Source organism: Microbacterium sp. HJ5 (assembly GCF_054824025.1).
Genome location: NZ_JSYE01000029.1, coordinates 62,908 through 87,579, shown reverse-complemented (window position 1 = coordinate 87,579; position 24,672 = coordinate 62,908). Strand labels below are relative to the sequence as shown.

Annotated in this window: 13 protein-coding genes and 2 tRNA genes; 2 read left to right on the top strand and 13 right to left on the bottom strand. The window is 70.3% G+C overall.

Annotated elements, in window-relative coordinates; genetic code table 11:
- From OB08_RS13655 to serS, 12 genes are all read right to left on the bottom strand, one after another.
- Window positions 1-221 (bottom strand): class F sortase (locus OB08_RS13655; protein WP_461475618.1); only part of this gene is annotated, 221 nt, incomplete at its 3' end.
- 247 nt (window positions 222-468) lie between these two features.
- Window positions 469-560: transfer RNA gene (locus tag OB08_RS13650), tRNA-Ser, on the bottom strand.
- A 183-nt stretch (window positions 561-743) separates the two neighbouring features.
- Window positions 744-2,828, bottom strand: coding sequence for an ABC transporter ATP-binding protein (locus tag OB08_RS13645; RefSeq protein ID WP_461475616.1), 2,085 nt, complete (start codon window positions 2,826-2,828; stop codon window positions 744-746).
- On the bottom strand, window positions 2,825-4,552 hold the full coding sequence (locus OB08_RS13640) for an ABC transporter ATP-binding protein (protein ID WP_461475614.1): 1,728 nt from the start codon (window positions 4,550-4,552) through the stop codon (window positions 2,825-2,827). The genes OB08_RS13645 and OB08_RS13640 overlap by 4 nt, the downstream gene beginning before the upstream one ends.
- 248 nt (window positions 4,553-4,800) lie before the next feature.
- Window positions 4,801-8,280 (bottom strand): family 43 glycosylhydrolase, encoded by a 3,480-nt coding sequence (locus OB08_RS13635; protein ID WP_461475612.1) that lies wholly within the window; start codon window positions 8,278-8,280, stop codon window positions 4,801-4,803.
- A gap of 37 nt (window positions 8,281-8,317) precedes the next feature.
- Window positions 8,318-8,872, bottom strand: coding sequence for a hypothetical protein (locus OB08_RS13630; protein WP_461475610.1), 555 nt, complete (start codon window positions 8,870-8,872; stop codon window positions 8,318-8,320).
- Window positions 8,873-8,943: 71 nt separating this feature from the next.
- Entirely contained in the window at window positions 8,944-14,412 is a 5,469-nt protein-coding gene (locus OB08_RS13625; protein WP_461475608.1) for an OmpL47-type beta-barrel domain-containing protein, read from the bottom strand.
- 206 nt (window positions 14,413-14,618) lie between these two features.
- Entirely contained in the window at window positions 14,619-15,923 is a 1,305-nt protein-coding gene (locus OB08_RS13620; protein WP_461475606.1) for an LCP family protein, read from the bottom strand.
- Window positions 15,923-17,200, bottom strand: coding sequence for an LCP family protein (locus OB08_RS13615; protein WP_461475604.1), 1,278 nt, complete (start codon window positions 17,198-17,200; stop codon window positions 15,923-15,925). The genes OB08_RS13620 and OB08_RS13615 overlap by 1 nt, the downstream gene beginning before the upstream one ends.
- 48 nt (window positions 17,201-17,248) lie before the next feature.
- Window positions 17,249-17,333: transfer RNA gene (locus OB08_RS13610), tRNA-Ser, on the bottom strand.
- A 117-nt stretch (window positions 17,334-17,450) separates the two neighbouring features.
- Window positions 17,451-18,359, bottom strand: coding sequence for an HAD family hydrolase (locus OB08_RS13605; RefSeq protein ID WP_461475602.1), 909 nt, complete (start codon window positions 18,357-18,359; stop codon window positions 17,451-17,453).
- A 46-nt stretch (window positions 18,360-18,405) separates the two neighbouring features.
- Window positions 18,406-19,689, bottom strand: coding sequence for a serine--tRNA ligase (gene serS, locus OB08_RS13600; RefSeq protein WP_461475600.1), 1,284 nt, complete (start codon window positions 19,687-19,689; stop codon window positions 18,406-18,408).
- 65 nt (window positions 19,690-19,754) lie between these two features.
- Between serS and OB08_RS13595 the strand changes: the two genes are divergently transcribed.
- Together OB08_RS13595 and OB08_RS13590 are read left to right on the top strand one after the other, a co-directional pair.
- A complete protein-coding gene (locus tag OB08_RS13595) occupies window positions 19,755-21,113 on the top strand; it encodes a diacylglycerol/lipid kinase family protein (RefSeq protein WP_461475599.1) in 1,359 nt (452 codons plus the stop codon).
- A 121-nt stretch (window positions 21,114-21,234) separates the two neighbouring features.
- Window positions 21,235-22,590, top strand: coding sequence for a cryptochrome/photolyase family protein (locus OB08_RS13590; protein ID WP_461475597.1), 1,356 nt, complete (start codon window positions 21,235-21,237; stop codon window positions 22,588-22,590).
- A 23-nt stretch (window positions 22,591-22,613) separates the two neighbouring features.
- On the opposite strand, the gene OB08_RS13585 is transcribed toward OB08_RS13590, so the two are convergent.
- Window positions 22,614-24,668: an alpha-galactosidase gene (locus OB08_RS13585; protein WP_461475595.1), complete on the bottom strand. Its 2,055-nt coding sequence runs from the start codon at window positions 24,666-24,668 to the stop codon at window positions 22,614-22,616.
- Window positions 24,669-24,672: the final 4 nt, after the last annotated feature.

Below are 24,672 nucleotides of genomic sequence, written 5' to 3'. Positions count from 1 at the left end.
CCTCCGCACGTGGTCAGCACCAGATCGCGCGTGCCGGAGCGGGCGAAGAGATCGGCCACGGGCAGATCCGACTTCGGGTAGTAGGTCACGGTGAGGAATTCGTAGCGATGAGACCCGCCCGAGGCATCGGTCACCTCGATCACCTCTCCGGGCGCGAGCTCCCGCAGTCGGCTGAGCGGCCCCATCGGGTACTCCGGCGCGTCCACGTGCGCCAAGATCACGGCGGTTTCATGGAGCTCTCGGTCGACCCCGCGGTCGGTGGGTGGTGTCGGTTCGACTCCGATCCGGCGGGCATGTGACGACGTTCAGCCTGAGCATTCCCCAGGAGGAGCTCCACGACCCTCAGTCACAGCTCGAAAACCGGACTATCACCCCGCTGGCGAGACGATTCATGGGCCAGCCGAACACGAATTGTTCTCGACATGTTGTGACGCGGAAACGGAAATAGCCCCTGATCGGGGCTATCCATGGCGGAGACGGAGGGATTTGAACCCTCGGTCCCCGTGAGGGGACTCCACCTTAGCAGGGTGGTGCACTAGGCCTGACTATGCGACGTCTCCAGGCATCCGCCCGCGGAACGCGCGGATGCACCCGGCAATCATACATTGCGCGACCGGCCGTCACGGACGCCGTCTCAGGACCGAACAGCGGCCTGAAGCAGCAGGATCGCTGCCCGCCGCGCGGCCTTGACGGCCCAGGCGACTCCCCTCAGGGTGCCACCCGGGCCCCGGCCCGCGAACGCGCTACGCCTGCGGTGCGGCACCCACCTCGGCGGAGTCTTCATCCACAGCCGGAGCCGAAGCCTCGGCGCCCTGCTCGAGGAGGGCCGCTTCGGCATCGAGGTCGGTGGCGGCCTGCTCGAACTGCGACTGGTAGAGCCGCCAGTACGCGCCCTGCGCGGCGATCAGCTCGTCGTGCGAGCCCTTCTCGACGATGTCGCCGTGCTCCATGACCAGGATCAGGTCGGCGTCACGGATCGTCGACAGGCGGTGCGCGATCACGAACGAGGTGCGGCCTTCGCGCAGCGCCGCCATCGCGTGCTGGAGCAGCAGCTCCGTGCGCGTGTCGACGGACGACGTGGCCTCGTCGAGGATGAGCACCGAGGGCTGTGCCACGAACGCGCGCGCGATCGTGATGAGCTGCTTCTCGCCCGCGGAGACGTTCGAGGCGTCCTCGTCGAGGACGGTGTCGTAGCCGTCCGGCAGCGAGTGGACGAAACGGTCGACGCGCGTCGCCTTGGCCGCCTCGACGATCTCGCCGTTGGTCGCCGACTCGCGGCCGTAGCGGATGTTGTCGCGGATCGTGCCGGCGAAGAGCCACGGGTCCTGCAGCACCATGCCGGTGCGCGAGCGCACGTCGTCGCGGCTCAGCTCGGCGATGTCCTGACCGTCGAGCAGGATCTGCCCGCCGTTCAGCTCGTAGAACCTCATGATGAGATTCACCAGCGTGGTCTTGCCCGCGCCTGTCGGCCCGACGATGGCCACGGTCTGCCCGGGCTCGACCCGGAACGACAGATCGGTGATGAGCGGGCGCTCGGGCGTGTAGGAGAACTTCACCCCGCGGAACTCGATCACGCCGGCACCGTCGGCGAGCTCGGGCGCATCGTCGGCATCGGGGTCCTGCTCGTCGGCGTCGAGAAGCTCGAACACACGCTCGGCCGACGCGGTGCCGGATTGCACGACCGCCGCCATGCCGCCGAGCTCGGACAGCGGCTGGGTGAACTGCTGCGAGTACTGGATGAACGCCTGCACGTCACCGAGCCGCAGCTGCCCGTTCGCGACCATGATCCCGCCGAGCACCGCGATGCCCACGTACGTCAGGTTCCCGACGAACATCATGCCCGGCATGATGATGCCCGACAGGAACTGCGCCTTGAACGCGGCCTCGTAGAGCTCCTCGTTCTCGACCGCGAACTTCGCCGCCGAGTCGGCCTCGCGGCCGAACACCTTGACCAGCGCGTGGCCCGAGAAGGACTCCTCGACCCGTGCGTTGAGTCGGCCGACCTTGCGCCACTGGATGCCGAACGCCTTCTGCGAGCGCGGCCCGATCACGCCGAAGATCACGGCCATCAGCGGAAGGGATACGAGGGCGACCAGCGCCAGCTGCCACGAGATCGAGAACATCATGAAGAGCACGCCGATGACCGTGAGGACCGAGGTGACCACGGTCGACAGTGACTGCTGCATCGTCTGAGTGATGTTGTCGATGTCGTTGGTCACGCGAGAGATCAGCTCGCCGCGCTGCACCTTGTCGAAGTACGACAGCGGGAGGCGATTGATCTTCGCCTCGACCGACTCGCGCAGTCGCCACATCGTGCGCACCATGATGACGTTGATGACATAGCCCTGGGCCCACGTGAGCAGAGCCGACACCACGTAGATCGCCATGACCGCGACGATCACCATCCGCAGCGCGTCGAAGTCCACGCCCGCGCCCACGGTGAAGTCGCGCATGGCCGAGACCATGTTGGCAAGGTCGGTCTGGCCGGCGGCGCGGAGCGACTCGACGACCACTTCCTGCGAGGTGCCGGCCGGGAACTGCTCTGCGAGTCCCGACGAGACGACGCCCTCGAAGATGATGTTGGTCGCCTCGCCGAGCACCTTCGGGGCGATGACGGCGAGGACCACGCCGATCGCTCCGAGGAACGAGACCAGGATGAAGGCGACGGCGTGGGGCTTGAGCAGTCCGATCAGCCGCCCGAAGCTCTTGCCGAAGTTCGATGCCTTGCCGGGTGCGACGCTGCTCCAGTCGTCGGCGCTGAGGCGGGCCTGTTCGGCCAGCTCGAGCTCGAGGCGCTCCTCCTCGGCCAGGACGTCGGGGGCGCTCATGCCTCCACCCCCAGCTGCGAGTCGACGATCTCTCGATACGTCGGACTTGTGCTCAAGAGCTCCTCATGCGTGCCGATACCGACCATCTGGCCGTCTTCCAGCACGACGATCCGGTCGGCGTCGGTGATGGTCGAGACGCGCTGCGCGACGACGATCTTGGTCACGCTCGGCAGCTCTCGCCACAGCGCCTGCCGGAGTCGCGCATCGGTCGACAGGTCGAGCGCCGAGAACGAGTCGTCGAACACCAGGATGTCGGGCTGGTGCACGATCGCACGCGCGATCGCGAGCCGCTGACGCTGCCCACCCGAGACGTTCGTGCCGCCCTGCGCGATCCGCGCGTTCAGCCCGCCGTCCATCTCCTCGACGAAGTCACGGCCCTGGGCGATCTCGAGCGCCTGCCACAGCTCGTCGTCGGTGGCCTCCTCTCGGCCGAAGCGGAGGTTCGAGGCGACGGTGCCTGTGAAGAGGAACGGACGCTGCGGCACGAGGCCGATGCCCTTCCACAGCCCGTCGAGGTCGGCCTCGCGCACGTCGACGCCGCCGACCTGCACCGAGCCGCCGGTGACGTCGAAGAGGCGCGGGATGAGCGAGACGAGTGTGGACTTGCCGGCTCCGGTCGATCCGACGATCGCCACGGTCTCGCCGCGGGATGCCTCGAAGCTGATGCCCTGCAGCACCGGGGCTTCCGCACCGGGATACGTGAACTCGACATCGTCGAAGCGCACCGAACCGGAGTCGGGGAAGTCGCTGACGGGGTTCTCGGCACGCGTCAGCGTCGACTCGCTCGCGAGGACCTCGCTGATGCGCTCGGCCGAGACCGCCGCGCGGGGGATCATGATCGTCATGAACGTCGCCATCAGCACGCCCATCAGGATCTGACCGACGTACTGCATGAACGCGAAGAGCGTGCCGATCTCGACGGTGCCGGCATCGACCTGGATGCCGCCGAACCAGATCACGCCCACGACGGTCACGTTCAGGATGAGCATCGCGAGCGGGAACATGAGGACGAACAGCGAGCCGACCTTGCGTCCGACCACCATGATGTCGGTGTTCGCTCCGCGGAAGCGCTCCTCCTCGATGCCCTCGCGCACGAACGCCCGCACCACGCGGACGCCGGTGAGCTGCTCGCGCATGATGCGGTTGACCGCGTCGAGCTTCGTCTGGAAGCTGCGGAACAGCGGCACCATGCGGCTGATGATGATCGCGACGATCACCAGCAGCAGAGGCACCGACACCGCGATGAGCCAGCTGAGACCGACGTCCTGCTGAAGGGCCATGATGATGCCGCCGACGGCGAGCAGCGGGGCGGTGACGAGCATCGTCGCGCCCATCATCGCGAGCATCTGCACCTGCTGCACGTCGTTGGTGTTGCGGGTGATGAGCGAGCCGGGGCCGAACCTCGAGACCTCCCGCTCGGAGAAACCGCTGACCTTTCCGTAGACGTCGCGACGGATGTCGCGGCCCGCGGCCATCGCCGCGCGAGCGGCGAAGTAGGTCGCGATGATCGACGCCGTGATCTGCCCGAGCGAGATCGTGAGCATGACCATGCCGGTCGACCAGATGTACGCGGTGTCGCCGGTCGAGACGCCGTTGTCGATGATGTCGGCGTTGAGGCGGGGCAGATAGAGGGATGCCATCGCCGAGGCGAACTGGAAGACGAGCACGCCGAGCAGCAGCCAGCGGTACTCCTTCAAGTAGCGGACGAGGAGTTTTCCGAGCAAGGGACGTCTCCGATGGTGAGGGAATGCTCGACGAGGGGGAGCCGGCGGCCGGCATCCGATGAGAGCGGTCTCAGGTTACGACGAACCACCGACGCTGTGAGAACCGCCCGCTACGCCCTGAGCGGACGGCGCCCCTGTCATGAACACCCCGGCGGGTGCGCGAAGCGGATGCGTCGACCGCAAGACCCGACCGACGACAACGGGCCCGGGGTGCTGTCCACACCCCGGGCCCGTCGAGTCACGCCATATCAGCAGGTGAGCGCCGCGTACTCCGCGCTCTTCTCGACCGTCACCTGCTCGCCGTCGACGGTTCCCGTGACGACCGCGCTCACCTCACCGGCCGGCAGCTGCGCCAGCCGGGTCGAGAACGCCTGCGTGCTGCGCTTGGCCGGAGCCAGCTCGGCGATCGTCTTCGAGCCGTACAGGGTCTCGATCGCGACCTTGACCGGCACGTCGTCGCCGTTCGCGGCGGAGACCGCGAGCGTCGCCTTGCCCGCCGCGCAGCGACCGACGACCGTCACGTCGACATCCAGCGTCGGGGCGACGGCCTCGGCGGCCCACACCTCGAACTCGAGCATGCCGCTCGACCCGCCGGCGCTCGCGGTGCCCCACGCCTGCATGAGCGCGCGCACCTTGGTCGTCGTGACCGGAGCGAAGCCGACCTCGTTGATCGCCGTCGAGGATCGTCCGTACGCGCCCGTCGCCGCGACGTCCTTCCACTCGCCGGTGGCGAGGTCGACGTACTGCAGCTTCCACTCGCGCGGCGGGATCATGCCCACGTTCGAGGCATCCGTCGAGTCGCGGAAGAACAGCACCCCGGCCTTGTCGACCGTCACGACGCGATCCCACTCCAGCTGCACCCACTGCTCACCGACGTTCGGCCACGTGCCCCACGAGGCGCCCGTGAGCGCTCCGTCGTTGACAGCCGTCACCGAGTTCCACCCCGACGTGTACGACGCGGTCGGCGTCGCGATCGGCGCGATGTTGCCCTCGAGCGGCGCGTTCGGCGACAGCGGCACGGTGACCGAGGACAGCGACGAGACGTTGCCCGCGGCATCCTTCGACCGCAGGTACACGATGTGCCGTTCGTCGTCGACCGGAACCGCCGCGCCGTAGGACTGCCAGCCCGTCGGTGCGTCGATCGCGTACTCGATCGCCGCGATGCCCGAGCCCGCGTCCGCGGCGGTCGCGCTGACCGTGCGGGCGGCGATGTCGAGCGTTCCCGCGACGGTCGGCTTCGTGGCGTCGATCTTGACGGCGAGGGATGCCTCGGCCGACGTGTTGCCCGCGGCATCCGTCGCCCGTGCCTTCACGGTGTGCTGGCCGTCGCCCGACACCGTCGCCTCGGCGAAGCGCACGTTGTCGCTCGCGACCCAGGCCCCGCCGTCGACGGACACCTCGATGCGCGTGCGCACGTCGCGGTCGTCGGTGGCGGTCGCCCGCGCGGTGACGGTCGACAGGAACCAGCCGTTCGCACCGTCGACGCCGCTCGCGGCGAGGGTGACCTCGGGCGCCTCGGCGTCGACGGTCTCGCCGAACACCTCGAGCTCGCCGAGGCCGACGCCGGCGTGCGCCGCGTCGGCGGCGGCAGCCGTCATCACGGCACGGATGCCCGTCGTGGTGACGGCGTCGAAGCTCACGGCGTTGGGCGCGTCACCCACGGTCGGGTACGCGTCGGCGCCGGTCACATCGACCCACTCGTCGTCGACGAGCGCCTGCACCTTCCACGACGCGGGCACGGCCACGCCGGCCGCCGCGTCGCTCCAGAAGTGCGCGGTCACGCCGTCGATGCTCACCGGCTCGTCCCACGTGTAGCCCGCCCAGCGTGTCGCGGCATCGCCGCCCGCGGCCGACCACACCGGGTGCGCCGCACCCGAGTAGGCGATCGCCTCGTCGTTGAGCGCAGCGGTCGACGAGCCCGGGGCCGTGGCCTCGGCGGCGGGCGTGCCCGTCAGCGCGAGGTTCGTGCGCCACGGGTCCTCGCCGAGCACCGTGACCGTGGCGGTCACGCGCCCCGCGGCGTAGCCCTCGACGAAGCCGCTCACGGTGAACTCACCGGCCGCGGCGTAGTCGGCCGGGTCGACGGCATCCCACCGCACCGGCGCGGCGAGCGCGTCGGAGCCGTAGTTCAGCGCCACCGTCTCGGGCAGCTCCGGCGCGGTGCCGGCGACGGTCTCGACCGCCACGGCGTCGACCGATGTCGGCTGCGCTGCGTGCACCTCCCACTCCTCGACGGCGAGCGCCGAGTACTGGGGCGGGTTCGCGGAGTTCGGCGACGCGTTGAGCACGGCCCGCAGACGGGAGGTCGTCACCGCGCCGAACGTCACCTGGTGCACGGCGGTGGTGGTCGTCGGGTACCCGCTCGGGTTCGGCACGTCTTTCCACTGCCCGGCGTCCCAGTACTGCAGCACCCACGACGACGGGTCCGAGACGCCGTTGCCGGTGCCGGGGGCGGCGTCGCGCCAGAACTTGATGCGCGCGCGATCGACGCGGACCGGGGTGTCCCAGTCGTACTGGATCCACTGCTGCGCGGGGCGCGTGCCCGTCCAGCTGCCCCACATGTCCGGCGGAAGCGGGTTGGGGCGGATGAGCTCGTCGTTGAGCGACTTGATCCAGTACTGAGTCGGGATCGGCTCGTTCGAGGCGGACGACGTCGCCCACGGCGCCACGTTCGACCGGGGCGTCAGGTTCGGACCCTTGACCGGGGTCGTGGTGACCGGCACGATGCGCGCGGGGGTCTGCGTGTCGTCCCACTCGAGGTGGTCGATCGCGACCGAGCGGCGGAAGTGGTTGCCGCCCACGGCGTCGGCCGTGTGGTACGCCATGTACCACTCGCCCTGGAACTCGGCGATGGCCGGGTGGCTGGTCGTCGACGACACCGGCGCCAGGATGCGGCCGCGGTACGTCCACGGGCCGAGCGGGCTCGACGCCGTCGAGTACGCGATGCACGCGTGGTAGTTCGCGGGCGTGCACGTGCTCGTCGGCCCCGCGTTGTTCGCGGCGTACGCCAGGTAGTAGGTCTCGTTGCGCTTGAAGAGCCACGCGGCCTCGAAGAACCCGGTCACACCGCTCGTGATGTTCGTCGGCGTGCCGATGCGCGTCTTCATGTCGGCCTGCAGCTCGATGGCCATGAGCCGGCTGAAGCTGCCCCAGTACATCCAGACGCGGCCGTTGTCGACGAGCACGGTGGGGTCGATGTTGTGCGCGTCGTTGCCGAGGACCGTCTGCGACACGATCGGCCCGCCGGCGTGGTCGGTCCACGGGCCGAGCGGCGTGTCCGACACGGCGACGCCGATGCCGAACTTGTCGGGCGCCGTGCTGGCCGCCTCGTTCACCGGGACGTACCAGTAGTACCGCCCGTCGGTGCCCTTGACGACCTGACCCGCGTACGCTCGGCCGGGCGTGGCCCAGTCGAAGACCGTCTCGGGACGCATGATCGCCGGGTGGTGATCCCACTCGCCGCCGTCGACGTCGGTCGTCGAGAACGACTGCCACTCGTTCATGATGAAGTCGTTGGTCGTCGTGCCGGCCTGGTCGCGGCCGGCGTGGATGTAGAGCGTGTCGCCGTCGGCGAGCAGGCTCGGGTCGGCGGAGTACACCGACCCGTCGCCGATGATCGGGTTCTCCGTCGCCGCGGTCGCCGGCGACAGCGGCGACAGTGTGACGACGAGCGCCCCGACGGCTATGGCGGCGAGCGCCGCTGCCGTCCTCTTCGATCTCAAGACCACGTTGTCCTTCTTCCTCGGTTGTCTGGTGCGTGCGATGTCAGGTGGTGCGGCGCCGGCGGACGGCCACGGCGGCGATGGCGAGGGCGGCGGCGGCCACCCCGCCGATGATGAGCGGCGAAGCGGATGCCGCAGGGTCGGCCTGCGTGGCCGGAGGCGCGGCGGCTTCCTCGGCAGCCGCCGCGGTCGTGTCGCCCGCGCTGCTCAGCGCGGTCGAGATCTCCTCGTCGCCGGCCGTGGCGGTGAGTTCGAGCGAGCCCGGGTCGGTGTCGGTCGGCAGCGCGACCAGCGTAGTGCCGGTGCCGTCGTCGCCGACGGTCACCGACCCGACGACGGTGTCGCCCGATGCAAGGGCGATCTCCCAGGTCGTGCCCGCCTCGGCGCCGACGATCGTGACGGGGATCTGCTCGCCGACCGCGGCCTGACGCACGCCGACGTGCAGTGCGGGGGCGGGCGAGGCATCCGCTGCTCTTCCGACCGTGACGGATGCCGCGACCTCCGCGTGCGCCGCGACCGGGACCGTCACACCGCCGAGCACGATCGCCAGCGCGAGCAGCGCGCCGCCGCGGCGGGGGAGGGTGCGGGGGAAAGCCATGGGATGCCCTTTCGTGGATCAGCGGGATGAGGGGAGGGAGCACCCGCGCCGGGCGAATGCTCCCTCACTCGTCAGCAGGTGAAGGCGTCGTGGGCGACGGCCCACTCCTCGGTCACCGTCTTGCCGTCGACGGCGCCGCTCACCGCGACCTCGAACGAGCCCGCGGGCACGTTCTTGAGGCGCGTGGAGAACGCCTGCGACACCTTGGTGCCCGGCTGGATCGTGACGAAGGTCTTCGAGCCGTAGGCCGAGGTCAGCACGACCTTGACCGGCTCGTCGCCGTTGTTCGCGACGCTCGCGACCAGCGTGGACTTGCCGACCACGCAGCGGTTCGCGACCGTGACCTCGACGTCGAACGGATCCGGCGTGCCCGCGACCTCGAAGACCTGCCACTCCTTGATGCCGAGGCTGCCCTGGCCCTCGACCGTGCCCTGCGCCTTGAGCTGCAGGCGCAGGCCGGTCGTGGTGACGGGCTCGAAGGTCACGACGTTGAACTCGTCGACCTCGACCCCGTACTCGCCGGACGCCTCGACGTCGATCCACTCGCCGGCCTCGTCGCGGTACTGCGCCTTCCACTCCTCCGGAACCGCGATCCCGGCACCGCCGGCATCGAGGTTGGAGATGAAGTACGCGCCGAGCTCGTCGACCGTGACCGGCTCCGTCCAGTCGTACTGGACCCACTGGTCGGTGATCTGCGGCCAGGCGCCCCACACGTAGGCGTTGTCGTTCGGGTTGACGTCACCCGACGACGTCGGCTCGACATCGTCGTTGAGGCCGTTCACCGAGTTCCAGCCGGCGGTGACCGACGCGGTCGGCGTCGCGAGGAGCGCCACGTTGCGACGGTGCTCTCCATCGGATGCCGGCACCTCGACGTCCTCGATCTCCGAGACGTTGCCTGCCTCGTCGGTCGCCCGCAGCTGCACGGTGGTCGCTTCGAGACCGACCAGGATGGTGCCGCTGTAGGCGGTCCACTCCTCGTCGTCGTCGATGCGGTACTCGATCCCCTCGACCCCGGAGCCGGCGTCGGTCGCCGTCGCCTTGACCGTGCGGGCGACCGGGTCGGCCACGGGCGTCAGGCTGGGCGCCGTCGCGTCGATGCGGAACGTCGTGTCGACGATCGCCGACACGTTGCCCGCGTCATCGGTCGCCCGGGCCCGCACGGTGTGGGCGCCGTCGGCGGTGATGGACACCGCGGCGGAGTAGGCCGTCCACGCTCCCCCGTCGACCGAGACCTCGATCGCCGGAGTCGTGTCGCGGTTGTCCGTGGCCGTGGCCGTGACGTTCACCGCGCCGGTGTGCCAGCCGCTCGCCGGTGCCGCCGGGGCGAACGAGATGCTCGCGACCGGGACCGTCGTGTCGGGACCCTCGCCGCCGCCGTCGCCGACCGTGACGGTGGCGGTCGCGGCCTTCGTGCCGGCGATGGCGCTCTGCACGGTGCCGTCGACGGTGAACTCGCCGTCGGTGGCGTAGTCCGCCGGAGCGACGGCCTCCCACTCGACCGGGAGGTCCTCACGCGACCCGTCGTTGTAGAGCACCCCGACCGACTCGGGGAGCTGAGGAGCGACGCCCGTGGGCGTCTTGACCTCGACCGCATCCACCGAGTTGATCTGGCCGGGGGCCGTGGCCCGCACCCAGATCGACGCCTTGGCCGGCACGGGCGAGCCCGCGACGATGCCGACGACGTCGAACGTGCCCTCGCCCGCGACCTGGTCCTCGGTGATCGGACCCCACGCGACGAGCTCCGACGAGCGGCTGCCGTCCGCGAAGATCGCGTCGACGCGCTCAGGCAGCTCGGGGATCTCACCGACGGCCGTGCGGACGTCGATGGGCTCGATGCCGCTCGGCGCCTCGGCGAAGACGCGCCACTCGCTCACGGCGACGCCCGCGTACGGCTCGGCGCCCGTGCCCGGGCCCGCCGCGCTGAGCACGAGGCGCAGGCGCGTCGTCGTCACCGGGTCGAATGACGTCGTGTTCGTCGCAGTGCGCGCGACGCCGTACTGGTCGGCACCGGTGACGTCGGCCCATGCCGAACCGGTCCAGTACTGCGCCTTCCACGCCTTCGGGATGTTGACCCCGGCACCCGAGGTGACGTTCGTCTGGTCAGCCCAGAACGCCACTTCGGTGCTGTCGACGCGCACCGGCGTCGGCCACTGGTACTGGATCCACCGCGTCGCCGGCCGCGAGCCCGACCAGGTGCCCCACAGGTCGGTCTGCTGACCGCCCGAGTGCAGGACGCGACCGTCGTTGACGGCGTTGACGTTGTTCCAGCCGGCCGTGTACTCGGCGGTCGGCGTCGCGCCGGGGGCAACGTTGGTTCCCTGCGTGGCCACCGAGCCGGTGACCGTGACGTCCTTCGCCGTGGTCAGCTCGCCGTCCGTCGAGGTCAGCCGCAGCACGTACTGACCGGCGGCGGTGAACCGCGCGATCGTCGACGGCGAGGTCGGCGCGTCGAACAGCGCCAGGCCCCCGGCGGGCGCCGACACGACGCTCCACTCCGAGGTCAGCGCGCCCGCGGGGAGACCGTCGTCCTTCGCCGTGCCGACGAGGTCGGCCTGACCCGGGATCGCGACGCCGGGCTTGAGCCACGCGTCTACCTGCGGCGCCTGGTTGGAGCTCGGCGGCGCCTCGACGCCGGTGCGGAAGACCTGGACCTCCTTGACGCCGGTCTTGACGCCGGCGGCGTGGGTCACGGTGACGCGCAGCGCGTCACCGGTCACCTCGGGGAACTGGATGTGGTTCAGGTTGCCGCGGGGGTAGACGGGCGTCCGCGCCTGCGCGGGGATCGGATGCCACTGCCCGCCGGAGCGGTACTCGAGGGCGTACATCGACGGCTCGGCGTAACCGCCGACGGTCGCCGACGACGACGTCTTGTAGAAGTACACGCGGGCGTCGTCGAAGGTCTTCACTCCGCCGAGGTCGATGGTCAGCGAGTCCTTCGCGTTCGGCGATCCGGCCGTGCCCCAGAAGGGCTCGTTGATCGTCGTCCCGTTGACCGCCGCCGCCGGAGCGCGGCCGGTCGCGGAGTGCGTGGCCGTCACGGCCTTGCCCACCGCGAGGTTGGCGCTGCCGGTGCTCTGGTCCGCGACATCCGCTCCCGCCTTTGCGAACAGGTCCACGACGCGCGCCTCGTTGCCGAACCGCACGTCCTCGGGAGCCTGGACCGACGACGTGTTCGCGGTGGTGACCGTCAGCCCGTCCTCCGCCTCGACCTGACCGGTCGCGGGGTCGTAGACGACCTTGCCGAGACCGTCGACCGTGAACGCGAGCTCGCCGTCGAGGAGCACCGAGTAGCCCTCGGGCACGGCGTCGCCGTAGTGGCGCTCCCCGCCCGGCTCGTCCCACGTGACCGTCAGGTCCTTGTCGCGATAGCGGATGTTGTTCGCGGTGAAGTGATCCCAGTTGATGTCGATCGGGTCGAGCTCGATCTTCGCGTCCGTTCGCGGACGCAGGCCCATCGCATCCTCGATCATCGTGAAGTTGGTCGCGCCGAGGATCGTGTGGTGGATCCAGGAGCGGTAGCCGATGCGCTGCGGGTCGGCCGAGCCGTCCGACCAGAACTCGTTCTGGTCGGGCAGGCGGTTGTCGCCGCCGTTCTGGTAGTGCGCCCACGCGTTCCAGTAGAGGAGCTTCTTGTACCACTCCTCGTCGATCGCGTCGGTCGGGTAGTCGCGCAGCACCGAGCTGAGCATGCGGAACGTCACGGTCGAGTTGATGATCGAGAAGTTGTTGCTGCCCGGGTCGCCCTCGGCCGCCGCCTCGGCCTTGTCGGCCTGGTTCGCGGTGTAGAAGGGGAAGATCGGGTACTCCTTGTCGTCCGCCCACAGGCGCAGCGCGTCGACGTAGTCGTCGGCGTAGTCCGCGTCGCCCGGCTTGGGCATGAGGCCGACCGTGAACGGGTAGTAGTTGTTGATCTCCTTCCACGGCACGTGCTCGCCGTTGTCGGCCATCGCGTGCTCGAGGAGGTTGCGGTCCGGGTTCCACAGCACGTCGAGGATCTGCTCCTTGACGTTCTGCGCGAAGGCGTCCATCTCATCGGCCTTCGCCTCGTTGCCGGCGAGGCGGTACGCCTCGGCCGCCGCCTTGGCGTTCGAGTAGAGGTAGGCGTTCTCGGCGCGGTCCATGTTGCCCGCGCGCCAGTCGAACGACACCGCGTCGGCGTCGTTGCCCGTCATGGCGCCCCAGCTGTACTCGATGAGGCCGTTGTCGTTGAAGTCGTACGCGTCGATCAGGCCCTCGACGTCGTACTCGGCGTACTCGGCGAGGTTCTCGGCGATCGCCGTCGGTCCGCCGTGCAGCTGGTACGAGCGCCACGCGGCCTCGGAGATGTACTGCGTGTAGCTGTTGGACCAGTTGGCCGGGTCGCCGGGATTGTCGACGAACTTGTAGCTCTTCGACGTCTCACCGGCCGACACCCAGGGACCGTACGAGTAGATCGGGTCGCGGAAGTACTTCAGGTCGTCGATGAACATGCCCGTCGTGAGCACGATGGCGTTGTTGTACCCGAGCACGCCCTCCATCGAGGTCGGGAACTGGTAGTCGTTGCCCGGGATGTCGGCGTCGAGGTAGTTGAAGCGCATGAGCCACCAGCGGTAGAACAGCGTCTTGTCGATGTTGTCCTCGGGGGTGTCGAGGTACGGGATGTTGTCGGCCCACCACTGGTTGTACGCGCCGACGTGGGTCGCGTACGCCTGGGCGGGCGTGGCCGCGCGGTACGCGTCGTAGTCGGTGCGCGAGGCCGGGATCTCGGGGGCGACGAGGCCGAGCTGCAGCTTGACGCTCGCGCTGCCGCCTGCGGGCACGCTGACGGTGCGGGCGAGCGAGCCCGCGTCGGGGACGAAGCCGTCGCCGGAGAAGCGCGGGAAGAGCGTCGTGAGGTTGTTGAGCGCGGCCACCGTGCCGGTGAGCTCGGTGCCGGCGACCGTGGTCGCGTAGGGCGACGTGGCACGCAGCGTGACGTTCTGCGCCCCGGACGTCGCCTTGACCTCGAGGTTGGTCACGAGCACGTTGGCGTCGGTGATGAACTTCGTCTGCACGATCTCGAGGCCGCTGGCCGCGTTGCGGTGCACGCTCCGCCAGTAGCTGGGGGTCTGCTTGCGCTGCGCGGTGTCCTCAGTGAGGGCGACGTTCGCGCCACCGACCTGCGCGGCGATCGTGTAGCCGCCGCGGTTGTCGATCGACTCCCAGTACGCGAGCTGCCCCTGGAACCCGAGGGTCCCGGGGGTGTGCGTCTTCATGAATGCGGCGCGGCCCCGCGAGAACAGCCACTGGTTGTTGTCGTCGAAGCTGCCGGCGGTGCCCGTGCGCGCGAGCATCCCGTCGATCCAGAAGTCCTTCGCGGGGCTCACACCGGCTCCGGCGGCGACGTCGGCGTCGAGGATGCGCTGCAGCTGGTTGCCGGGGGTGTAGGCGACCCCGGTGCTCGGCACCGGCGTCGGGCTGCCGGTGAAGGTGGGGTAGCCGATGTCGGCGTTGTCGGCGTACGCCGGTGCCGTCACGAGCAGCGAACTGCCGATGACCGCTGCGGCGCCCACTGCCGCCACGGTCGCCCGCGTTCTCTTTCGGGTATTGGTCCAGTCCACGTCGCCTGTCCTCTCATGCACCGCTCGTCCGCGAGCGATGTCACACGTGAGGTGGACGTTACCGATAACAGGATGCGGACCGCAACCCTTTTCGAAGTTTTCGAACGAGCGGATGCCGCAGCCTTGCGCACCGCAGGCGGTGAGCCTGCCGCGCGGGTCGCCGGCAGCTAGTCCTGAGGCTTCGTGCAGGTGGTCTGCGCGGCGGTCTGTCCAGCGATGTCGGACGGCAGGGCGACGCGCTCCTCGGCAGGAGCGGCATCGGGCGCGGGCGTCTGGGTCGCCCCGCCGTCGGCGTCCGCCGTGGCCGACGGAGTGGGCGCCGGCTGGCCAGCCTCTCCGGTGACCTCGATCGCCATCCCCTGGCTGGCCTCGCCCGTCAGGGTGATCGGCTTGTTGTCGCGCAGTGCCGCGAACAGCACCTCGGCCGCGTCCGTGACCGGCAGCACTCGGCTCGCGCCGTCGCCCGAGCCGTAGACGGTGGGGTACTGCACGAAGACGATGTCCTCGTAGGGGACGTCCTTCACCGCCATCGCGATCTGAACCATCAGCGTCGGGTTCGTGAGCGACTGGCTCAGCACCAGCTGCTTCTGCTGCACCTGGCTGATGGCGGTGGTGGCGAGGGTGAAGAGCACGCCGGGGTTCGCGAGCACCGAGTCGGACTGCAGCTTGCGCACCATCGACGACATGAACTGCTGCTGGTTCGAGATGCGCCCGAGGTCGGATCCGTCGCCGATGCCGTGGCGCATGCGCAGGAACTGCAGCGCCTGCGCACCCTCGAGCGTGTGGGTCCCGGCTGCGAGAGTGAGGCCGGTGAAGGGGTCGTGGACATCACCCGTGACGCACACGTCGACGCCGCCGATGGCGTCGGACATGTTGATCACGCCGGCCCACCGGACGGCCGCGGCGAAGTCGATCTGGTCGCCGATCAGCTCCTCGATCGTCAGCACGGTGCACGCCAACCCGCCGTACATGTACGACGCGTTGAGCATCTGCGCGCTCATGGCCGAGTAGCTGCCGGTGCCGTCCGCGTTGGGGCAGGAAGGGATCGGGACGATCATGTCGCGCGGGAACGAGACGACGGTGACCCGGCGAGGTTCATCCGAGATGTGGACGAGCAGGGTGACGTCGTTGCGCTCGCCCTCGGTGTCGCCGTTCTGACAGGCCGCCGAGAGAGCCGCATTCTCGCCTTCGCACGAGTCCGTCCCGACCATCAGCAGGTTGACGCCGCCCTCGATGGCACCGAGCGACGGCGGGATGACCTCGTCCTCGCCGAGCACGACGGCGTTGGCGTTGAGCGAGTTCGCCGCGTCCCACACGTTGAAGGCCGTCAGCCCGACCGCGCTCACGCCGACGACGGCGACGGCGACCGTGACCATCGCGAAGAACGCCAGGATCGGATGCCGCTCCCGCCGCTCCGCGTGGCGCGCGAGGGGAAGCCGGCCTCCTGCGGAGGCCGTGATGCGCGGTGCCATCAGCCGTTGGCCCTGACGTTGCCGGCGGAGCAGGTGCGGTCGGCCGCGGACGTGCCGGGGATCGAGTCGGGCAGGTCGACGGCGGTCTCGGTCGGGGCCGGCGTCGCACCGGGAGTCGGCGTGGCATCGGGTGCCGGCGTGGCCCCCGGGTCGGGCTCGACCGTGACGACACCGCCGCCGCTGTTCGGATCGTTCGTGACGGCGATCGGCTGGTTCGCGGCGAGTGCTGCCCACAATGCGTCCGCCGCCTCGTGGTTCGGCACCACTCGATTCGGATCGGACGGATCTTCCGCGACGGGGTACTGCACGAACACGATCTCCTCGAACGGCACGTTCTTGACCGCGAGGGCGATCTGCACGAGCGTCATCGGATTCGCAAGCGATTCGCTCGGTGTGATGTTGTCGACCGCGGTGGTCGCGAGCCTGTACAGCGTGGCAGGGTCGGACAGCACCTCTTCGCTGACGAGACGTCGGGCCAGGCTCGACATGTACTGCTGCTGGTTGCTGATGCGGGCGAGATCACTGCCGTTTTCGAGCCCGTGACGCGTGCGCAGGAACTGCAGAGCCTCCATGCCCTGGATGTTCCGCTCGCCCGCGGGCCAGTCGATGCCCGTGTAGATGTCGCGGATGCCGCCGTTGCCGATGCAGACGTCGACCCCGCCGATGGCGTCGGTGATGTTGATGACGTTGCCGAAGCTCACCTTGGCCGCGAACGGGATGCTCTGTCCGCTCAGCTCGGAGATCGTCTTGTTGACACACGACAGGCCGCCGTGCGCCCACGCCTCGTTGATCTGGGACCTGGACGTCTCGCCGTTCTGCGAGCCGTCGTCGTCGGTGCACGCGGGCAGAGGGATCATGAGGTCGCGCGGGAACGAGACGACCGTCACGCGCCGCGGCTCGTCAGAGATGTGCACGAGCATGTTGACGTCGTTGAGCTGACCCTCCGCGTCGGCGCCCGTGCAGCGGTCGCCGAAGTATCGCGCGTACTCGGGCTCGCACTCGTCGGTGCCGACGAGGAGGAGGTTGACGCCGCCCTCGATCGCCCCGATGTCGGGCGGGACGGGGGCCTGACCCTCGAGCGCGACGGCGTTCTCGGCGACGCTGCCCGTCAGGTCGGTGAGGGCGTAGGCCGCGATCCCGGCGCCCGAGACGAGCACGACGGCGACGATCACGCCGACGACCTTCATGATCAGCGAGAAGGGATGGGGCGAGGTCAGCTCACCGTGCCGTGCGACGGTGCGACGGCCACGCTTGGCGGGCTTGGTCGTCTGGGCCACTCGATTCCTCTCGGGATGCTGACTCTCACTCGAACGCCCCCAGCTGTGCGGAGGGTGTGGGATTCGAACCCACGGGACATTGCTGCCCACTGGTTTTCAAGACCAGGTCCATCGGCCGCTCGGACAACCCTCCCGACCGATCCCCCAGCCGGGGCATCCGTCGAACAGGCGTCGAGTCTAGCCGACAGCACTGTCGGCCCATTCTTCCAGCGACGCCTGGGGAAGCTCTGAAAGGCACACCGGATGCCCGTCAGAGCTGTCGCAGCACCTCGGCCACGCCGCCGGCCTCAACGGAGGTCGTGGTCTCGCCCGCGGCATCCTTCACCTCTTGCGGACCCTGCTCCATCGCGACAGCACGACCGCCGTTCTCGAGCGCCCAGCGGAACATGCCAACGTCGTTGCGGCCGTCGCCGATGACGAGCACGTGCGCGGGATCGATGCCCAGCTCGGTGCGCACCAGCTCGAGGCCGGTGCTCTTGTCGACGCCCTCCGGCGCGATGTCGAGCCAGGCCGTCCAGCCGACCGCGTACGAGACCTGGCTGAGGCCGATGCGGCCGACGAGCTCGACGAAGTCCTGCTCACCCTGCTCGGGCGCCACGACGACGATGCGGCACACGACCTGCGCCTTGAGTTCGTCGAACGCGACCCGCTTGGCGTGGACGAGGTTCCAGTCCTCGAGGTACTCGGTGTAGAGGCGCTGGCCGTCGGGCAGCTCCACCAGGTAGCGCGCTTCGGGGAGGTGCTCGCGCAGCAGCGTCAGCACCTCGGCGGGATCGAACGTCTCGACATGGTCGCGCTCGTACCGCACTTCGTCGCCGTCGACGCGTCGCATCACCACCGCGCCGTTGGAGCACACCACGAACTCGGGCTCGAGCCCGAGGACGCGCATGATGCCGCGCGTGCCCTCCCAGCTGCGGCCGGTCGCGATCATGACCTCGTGACCCGCCCGGTGGGCGTGCTCGACGGCCTCGACGACCCCGGGGCTCAGCGACTCGTCCTCGAGGATCAGCGTGCCGTCGATGTCGAGTGCGATGAGGAGCCGCTCGGTGGCGACGGACTCGTCCTCGGTGTCGCGCGCCACGCGCTCGACGAGCTTCGCCGCCTTCTTCGGCGGGACGATCTTGATGGAACCCGTCCGGGGCAGGTGCGCCTCGGTCATCGGATCGCCCCCGCGGGGCGTCGGCGTTCGGTGCGCGCGCCGCGCCTCACGCGACGGGCTCCATGACCTCGAGGCCGCCGAGGTACGGGCGGAGCACCTCGGGGACGAGGACGGAACCGTCCTCCCGCTGATGCGTCTCGAGCAGGGCGACGATCCAGCGGGTCGTCGCCAGCGTGCCGTTGAGCGTCGCGACGTGCTCGGTCTTGCCGCTGCCCTTCCCGGGCTCGGCGGGGAGGCGGTGACGGATGTCGAGGCGTCGCGCCTGATACGTGGTGCAGTTCGAGGTCGACGTGAGCTCGCGGTACGCGCCCTGCGTCGGCACCCAGGCCTCGACGTCGTACTTGCGGGCCGCGCTCGACCCGAGGTCGCCGGCGGCGACGTCGATGACGCGATAGCTGAGACCGAGGTCCTGCAGCATCCGCTCCTGCAGCTCGACGAGGCGCAGGTGCTCGGCCTCGGCATCGTGCGCCGTCGTGTAGACGAACATCTCGAGCTTGTTGAACTGGTGCACCCGGATGATGCCCCGGGTGTCCTTGCCGTACGAGCCGGCCTCGCGGCGATAGCAGGTCGACCAGCCGGCGTAGCGCTTGGCGCCCTTGCCGAGGTCGAGGATCTCGTCCATGTGGTAGCCGGCGAGCGGCACCTCGCTCGTGCCGACGAGGTACATGTCGTCTTCTTCGAGGTGGTACACCTCGGCGGCGTGCTGACCTAGGAAGCCGGTACCCCGCATCACCTCGGGGCGCACCAGCGTCGGCGGGATGAGCGGCACGAACCCGGCCTGCAGCGCGCGGTCCAGCGCGAGGTTCATGAGCGCCAGCTCGAGCCGGGCCCCGATGCCCTTGAGGAAGTAGAAGCGGCTGCCCGAGACCTTGGTGCCGCGCTCCATGTCGATCGCGTCGAGCAGCTCGCCGAGCTCGAGATGATCGCGCGGCTCGAAGTCGAACGCCGGGACCTCGCCGTGCGTGCGGAGCGTGACGAAATCCTCCTCGCCGCCGGCGGGCACCCCGTCGATGACGATGTTCTCGATCTTGGCGAGAGCGAGAGCGGATGCCTCTTCCGCCGCCGTGACCGCGTGCTGAGCGTGCTTGACCCGTTCGCTCAGCTCTTTCGCCTCGGCGACGAGTGCGGCCTTCTCCTCTTTCGGCGCCTGCGCGACGCGCTTGCCGTGCGCGTTCTGCGCGGCGCGGAGCTCTTCGAAGGCGGTGATGGCGGCGCGGCGCTCGCGATCCGCGTCGAGTGCGGCGTCGACCGTGTCGGGAGACTCCCCGCGGGCCTCCTGCGACCGCTTGACCAGCACGGGATTGTCGCGAAGAAGGACGGGATCGATCACCCTACAACCTTAGTCGCCGGGTGGGTGGCGGCATCCGGCGCCTCATCTGGCCATACTCTGTACACATGGCGACCCCATCCGACGATGACCGCGAGACGGGCCCGGCGAAGGGGGACGCCTCCGACCCGGCCCACCCCGCCGACGCCATCTACGCCGACGGGCCCGACACGGCCGAGCTGCGCGTCGCCGACGCGAAGCTCGCGGAGCAGGCGGACGCGGCCGAGCGACCGGAGTCTCCTGCTGTCGAGGAGGCGTCCGACGACGGGTCGCCGGACGCGTCGGGAGGCTCCAACCAGCCCGATCCGGAGGAGGCGGCCGCCCCCGACGACGTGATCCGCGAGCCCGGCGATGTCGCGCCCGACACCGCGGACGGCGAGTCCGGCGAGGCGCGCCGCGTCGGCACCGAGGGCGAGACCGAGTCGATGGGCGGCGGCGAGGAGAGACCCAACCCCAAGGCCGCGCTCGTCTACAACCCGATCAAGGCCGACGGCGACGCGCTGCGCGAGGCCCTCACCCGGCTGTCCGCCGAAGCGGGCTGGTCGGAGCCGCTCTTCTACGAGACCACGGTCGACGACCTCGGCGACGACGTCACCCGACAGGCGCTCGAGGCCGGCGCGGACGCCGTGCTCGTCGCCGGCGGCGACGGCACCGTGCGCGCCGTGTCCGAGGCGATGAGCGGATCCGGCGTGCCGCTGTCGATCGTGCCCAGCGGTACGGGAAACCTGCTCGCCCGCAACCTCAAGCTCCCGCTCACCGAGCCCGAGGCCATGATCCGCGCCGTCTTCGACGGCGACAGCCTGAAGATGGACGTCGGCTGGTCGAAGCTGCAGCGCCAGGGCGGCGAGACCGAGGAGCGGGCCTTCGTCGTGATGGGCGGCATCGGGCTCGACGCCGCGATGATCGCCAACACCAACGCGAAGCTCAAGAAGACCGTCGGGTGGGTCGCCTACGTCGACGGAGCCGCACGGTCGCTCCCGAGCGCGAAGCCCTTCCGCGTGATGTACCAGCTCGCGGGCTCGCGACTGCACTCCGCGCGCGTGCAGAGCGTGCTGTTCGCGAACTGCGGCTCGCTGCCCGCCGGACTCGAGCTGATCCCCGAGGCATCCGTCGCCGACGGCGCGCTCGACATCGTCATCTTCCAGCCGAAGGGCCCGCTGGGCTGGATCTTCGTCTGGCGGCGCGTGGCGTGGGACAACAGCTTCCTGCGCAAGTTCCGCGCCGGACGCCGGGTGCTCGCGCTCCGCACGAAGGACAACTCGGTCCGCTACTCGCGGGGCACCGGCATCGAGATCGCGGCGCAGGCCCCGACCCCGGTGCAGCTCGACGGCGACGAGTTCGGCGAGGCCGTGTCGGTCGCGACGCGGGTGACGCCCGGCTCGCTCGTCGTCGTGGTCCCGAAGGACCACGCGACCGACGGGCTCTGACCCCCGGCTCCCCGGCCGGCCGCGCGCCTTCCTCGCCCGAGACGAATCTGTGCCCGCCGGGCCTCGACGCCCGCCGTGTCAACCCCGCCCGCCCGCGACCGGGCCCCGGCAGTATGGACCCATGCCCGGCCCCTCGATCGTGTGGTTCCGCGACGACCTGCGCCTGGCCGACAACCCCGCGCTGCGCGCGGCGCTCGACCGCGACGAGCCCGTGATCGGGCTCTACGTGCTCGACGAGGAGTCACCCGGAGTCCGGCCCCTCGGCGGCGCGGCCCGCTGGTGGCTCCACGGTTCCCTCGCGTCGCTCGCCGAGCGCCTCGCCGAGCGCGGCGGCACTCTCGTGCTGCGCCGCGGGCCGGCCGCGCAGGTCGTGAAGAAGGCGGTGGCGGATGCCTCGGCCTCGGCGATCTTCTGGAACCGTCGCTACGGCGGACCCGAGCGCGACGTCGACGCGGGTCTCAAGTCGGACCTGCGTGAAGACGGCGTCGAGGTCGCATCGTTCGGGGGCTCCGTCCTCTTCGAACCGTGGACCGTGACGACAGGCGCCGGCACGCCGTACTCGGTCTATTCGCCGTTCTGGCGGGCGTGCCTTGCGGGGCCACCGCCGCGCGCGCCCCTGCCGGAGCCGCGCGAGATCGCGGGGCCGAGGCATCCGATCGCGTCCGACGATCTCGACGACTGGGACCTGCTGCCCCAGAAGCCCGACTGGGCGGGAGGCCTGCGCGAGACCTGGGAGCCCGGCGAGCCGGCGGCGCGCCGGCGACTGCGGGAGTTCCTCGCCGACGACATCGCCCACTACGGCAAGGCTCGCGACGAGCCCGCCGCCGGGGCGACGTCACTGCTGTCGCCGCGCCTGCGGTGGGGCGAGGTCAGCCCGCACACCGTGTGGCACGAGGGGGTCGAGTCGGGGAGCGCCGGAAAGTTCCTGTCGGAGCTCGGGTGGCGCGAGTTCGCGTGGCACACGCTCTTCCACTTCCCCGACCTCGCGACGAAGAACCTGCGGCGCGAGTTCGATGCGTTCCCATGGCCTCGGCTGCAGCCCTCGCGGCTCGAGGCGTGGCAGCGCGGTCGCACCGGGTTCGCGCTCGTCGACGCCGGCATGCGCGAGCTGTGGGAGACCGGCTACATGCACAACCGCGTGCGGATGGTCGCGGCATCCTTCCTCATCAAGAACCTGCTCATCGACTGGCGGCGTGGCGAGCAGTGGTTCTGGGACACGCTGGTCGACGCGGATGCCGCGAACAACCCGTTCAACTGGCAATGGGTCGCCGGGTCCGGAGCCGACGCGGCGCCGTACTTCCGGATCTTCAACCCGGAGCTGCAGGCGAAGAAGTTCGACCCCGACGGACACTACGTGCGCCAGTGGGCTCCCGAGCACCGGTCGGACGAGCCGCCGCGGCCGATGGTCGACCTCGGCGAGACCCGCAGGGCCGCACTCGACGCGTACGAGGCCGTGAAGCGCGCACCGCGCGGCTGACCCGCGGGGCTCCGGCGCTCGCGTCAGACCGCGTCGACCTGCAGCACGACGGCGTTGCCGGGAAGCAGCAGCGGCATCGGCAGGCCGGTCTCCGTGAGCACGGCGCCCGGCAGCGTGACCTCGCCCACGGCGAACCACGGCGGCGGCGCGTCCTGCAGCACGGCCGGGTCCGCCCCGACGTCGAGCACGCTCACGCGGTGGGCCCGGGCGGGATCCACTCCGGCGAGCCGCAGCGGCGCGGGGAGAGCGGCATCCGTCTCTCCCACCACGGCGTACGAGAACAGTGCGCGATCGTCGCCGACGACCCCGTGCACGAGCACGCCGTCGTCGGCGGTGTCCACCCGCACCACGCGGCCGGCGTGCAGCAGCGACCGATGCTCGCGGTACACCGCCGCCCACGCGTGCAGCGCGTCGAGGTCCTCCGGCGCGACCCGCGTCAGGTCCGACTCGATCCCCGCGTGCCCGAAAAGCGCCGTCGCGAGCCGGAAACCGAGCCCAGCGACCCGGCCGGTGGTGTGCGCCCGCGCATCGCCGACGTGCGAGCCGAGGTACTCCGGCGGCACGAGGATGCCGGTCCACCGCTGGATCGACTGACGCACGAGCGGATCGTTGGTGTCGCTCGTCCACACGCGGTCTACCCGGCGCAGGATCTCGAGGTCGATGCGGCCGCCGCCCGACGCGCACGACTCGATCTCGACCCCCGCGTGCGCGGCCCGCAGGCGGTCGATCAGCCGGTACAGCCCGCGCACCTGCGCACCCGAGTCGTCGACCAGCAGGTCGCGGTTGTGATCCCACTTCAGGTAGGCGATGGGGTACTCGGCGAGCAGCGCGTCGAGGCGTTCGAACAGGTGCTGCTCCACCTCGGGGAGCGACAGGTCGAGCACATGCTGCCAGCGCCAGGTCACCGAGTCGGGCTGCGTCAGGAGCCAGTCCGGATGCTGTCGCCCGAGGTCGGAGTCGAGGCTGACCATCTCGGGCTCGACCCACAGGCCGAACTCCATGCCGGCGCCGCTCACCCGCGCGGCGAGCTCTCCGAGACCGGACGGCCAGCGGACGGGGTCGACGGTCCAGTCGCCGAGCGCGCGCCGGTCGTCGGTGCGGCCGAGGAACCAGCCGTCGTCGAGCACGAATCGCTCGACGCCGACCTCGGCGGCCCGCTCGACGAGGGGCTCGAGCCGCGCGAGGGAGTGGTCGAAGTAGACGGCCTCCCACGTGTTCAGCGTGAGAGGTCGGGGCCGCTCGATCGTCGACCATGACCGCACCCAGGGATGCAGGCGGTCGGAGAGCCCGTCGAGACCGGCATCCGCCCACGTCGCGACCACGGTCGGCGAGCGATGCTCCTCGCCCGGCGCGAGCACGGTCCCCGCGATCCGCTCCCCGCCCCCGAGCAGCGTGGGTCCGAGGTCGGTGCGCTCGAACCACTGGCGGGTGTCGCCGCTCCAGGCCACGTGGGTGGCCCATACCTCGCCGGCGCGGAAGCCGAAGCCGGGCGTGCCGACGACCATGAGGAACGGGTCGTCGTGCCCGCCGCGGCCGTGCCGGGTCTCGCGCAGCCACACTCCGTGGCCGGGGGTCGCACGCTGCGGCCGCCGCTCCCCCGCCCACCGGCCGGAGAAGTCGAGCACCTCGCGCGCGCGGTCGGGCACGGGCAGCACGACCGCCGCCGAGTCGACGCGAACCGGCACCGCGCCGTCGTTGCGGATCGTGTGCGACAGCAGCAGCACGCCGTGCGCGGTGAGTTCCACGCGGGTGGCGATCGAGGCATCCGCCATCGCCGACTCGACGACCACGACGTCACCGTCGCGCGAGGTGCGCACGTGCCGCGGCGCCGCGCGCCCGTCGAGCACGACCGCGGGCTGCCCCGTCCACCCGTCGCCGAGCGCCGGCAGCAGCGTGAACCGCAGCGGCACGTCGACCGAGCTCGGACCGACGGCGGGCACGGATGCCTCGACCAGCGATTCGAGCTCAGCCGGCGACAGGACGCCCAGGTCGCGGCCCCAGTGGACCACGGCGGGAATGCCCGCGCCGCGGGAGTCGAGCACGAGGCCGACTCCCGCGGCGCGGAGGTGATGGATCACGCGG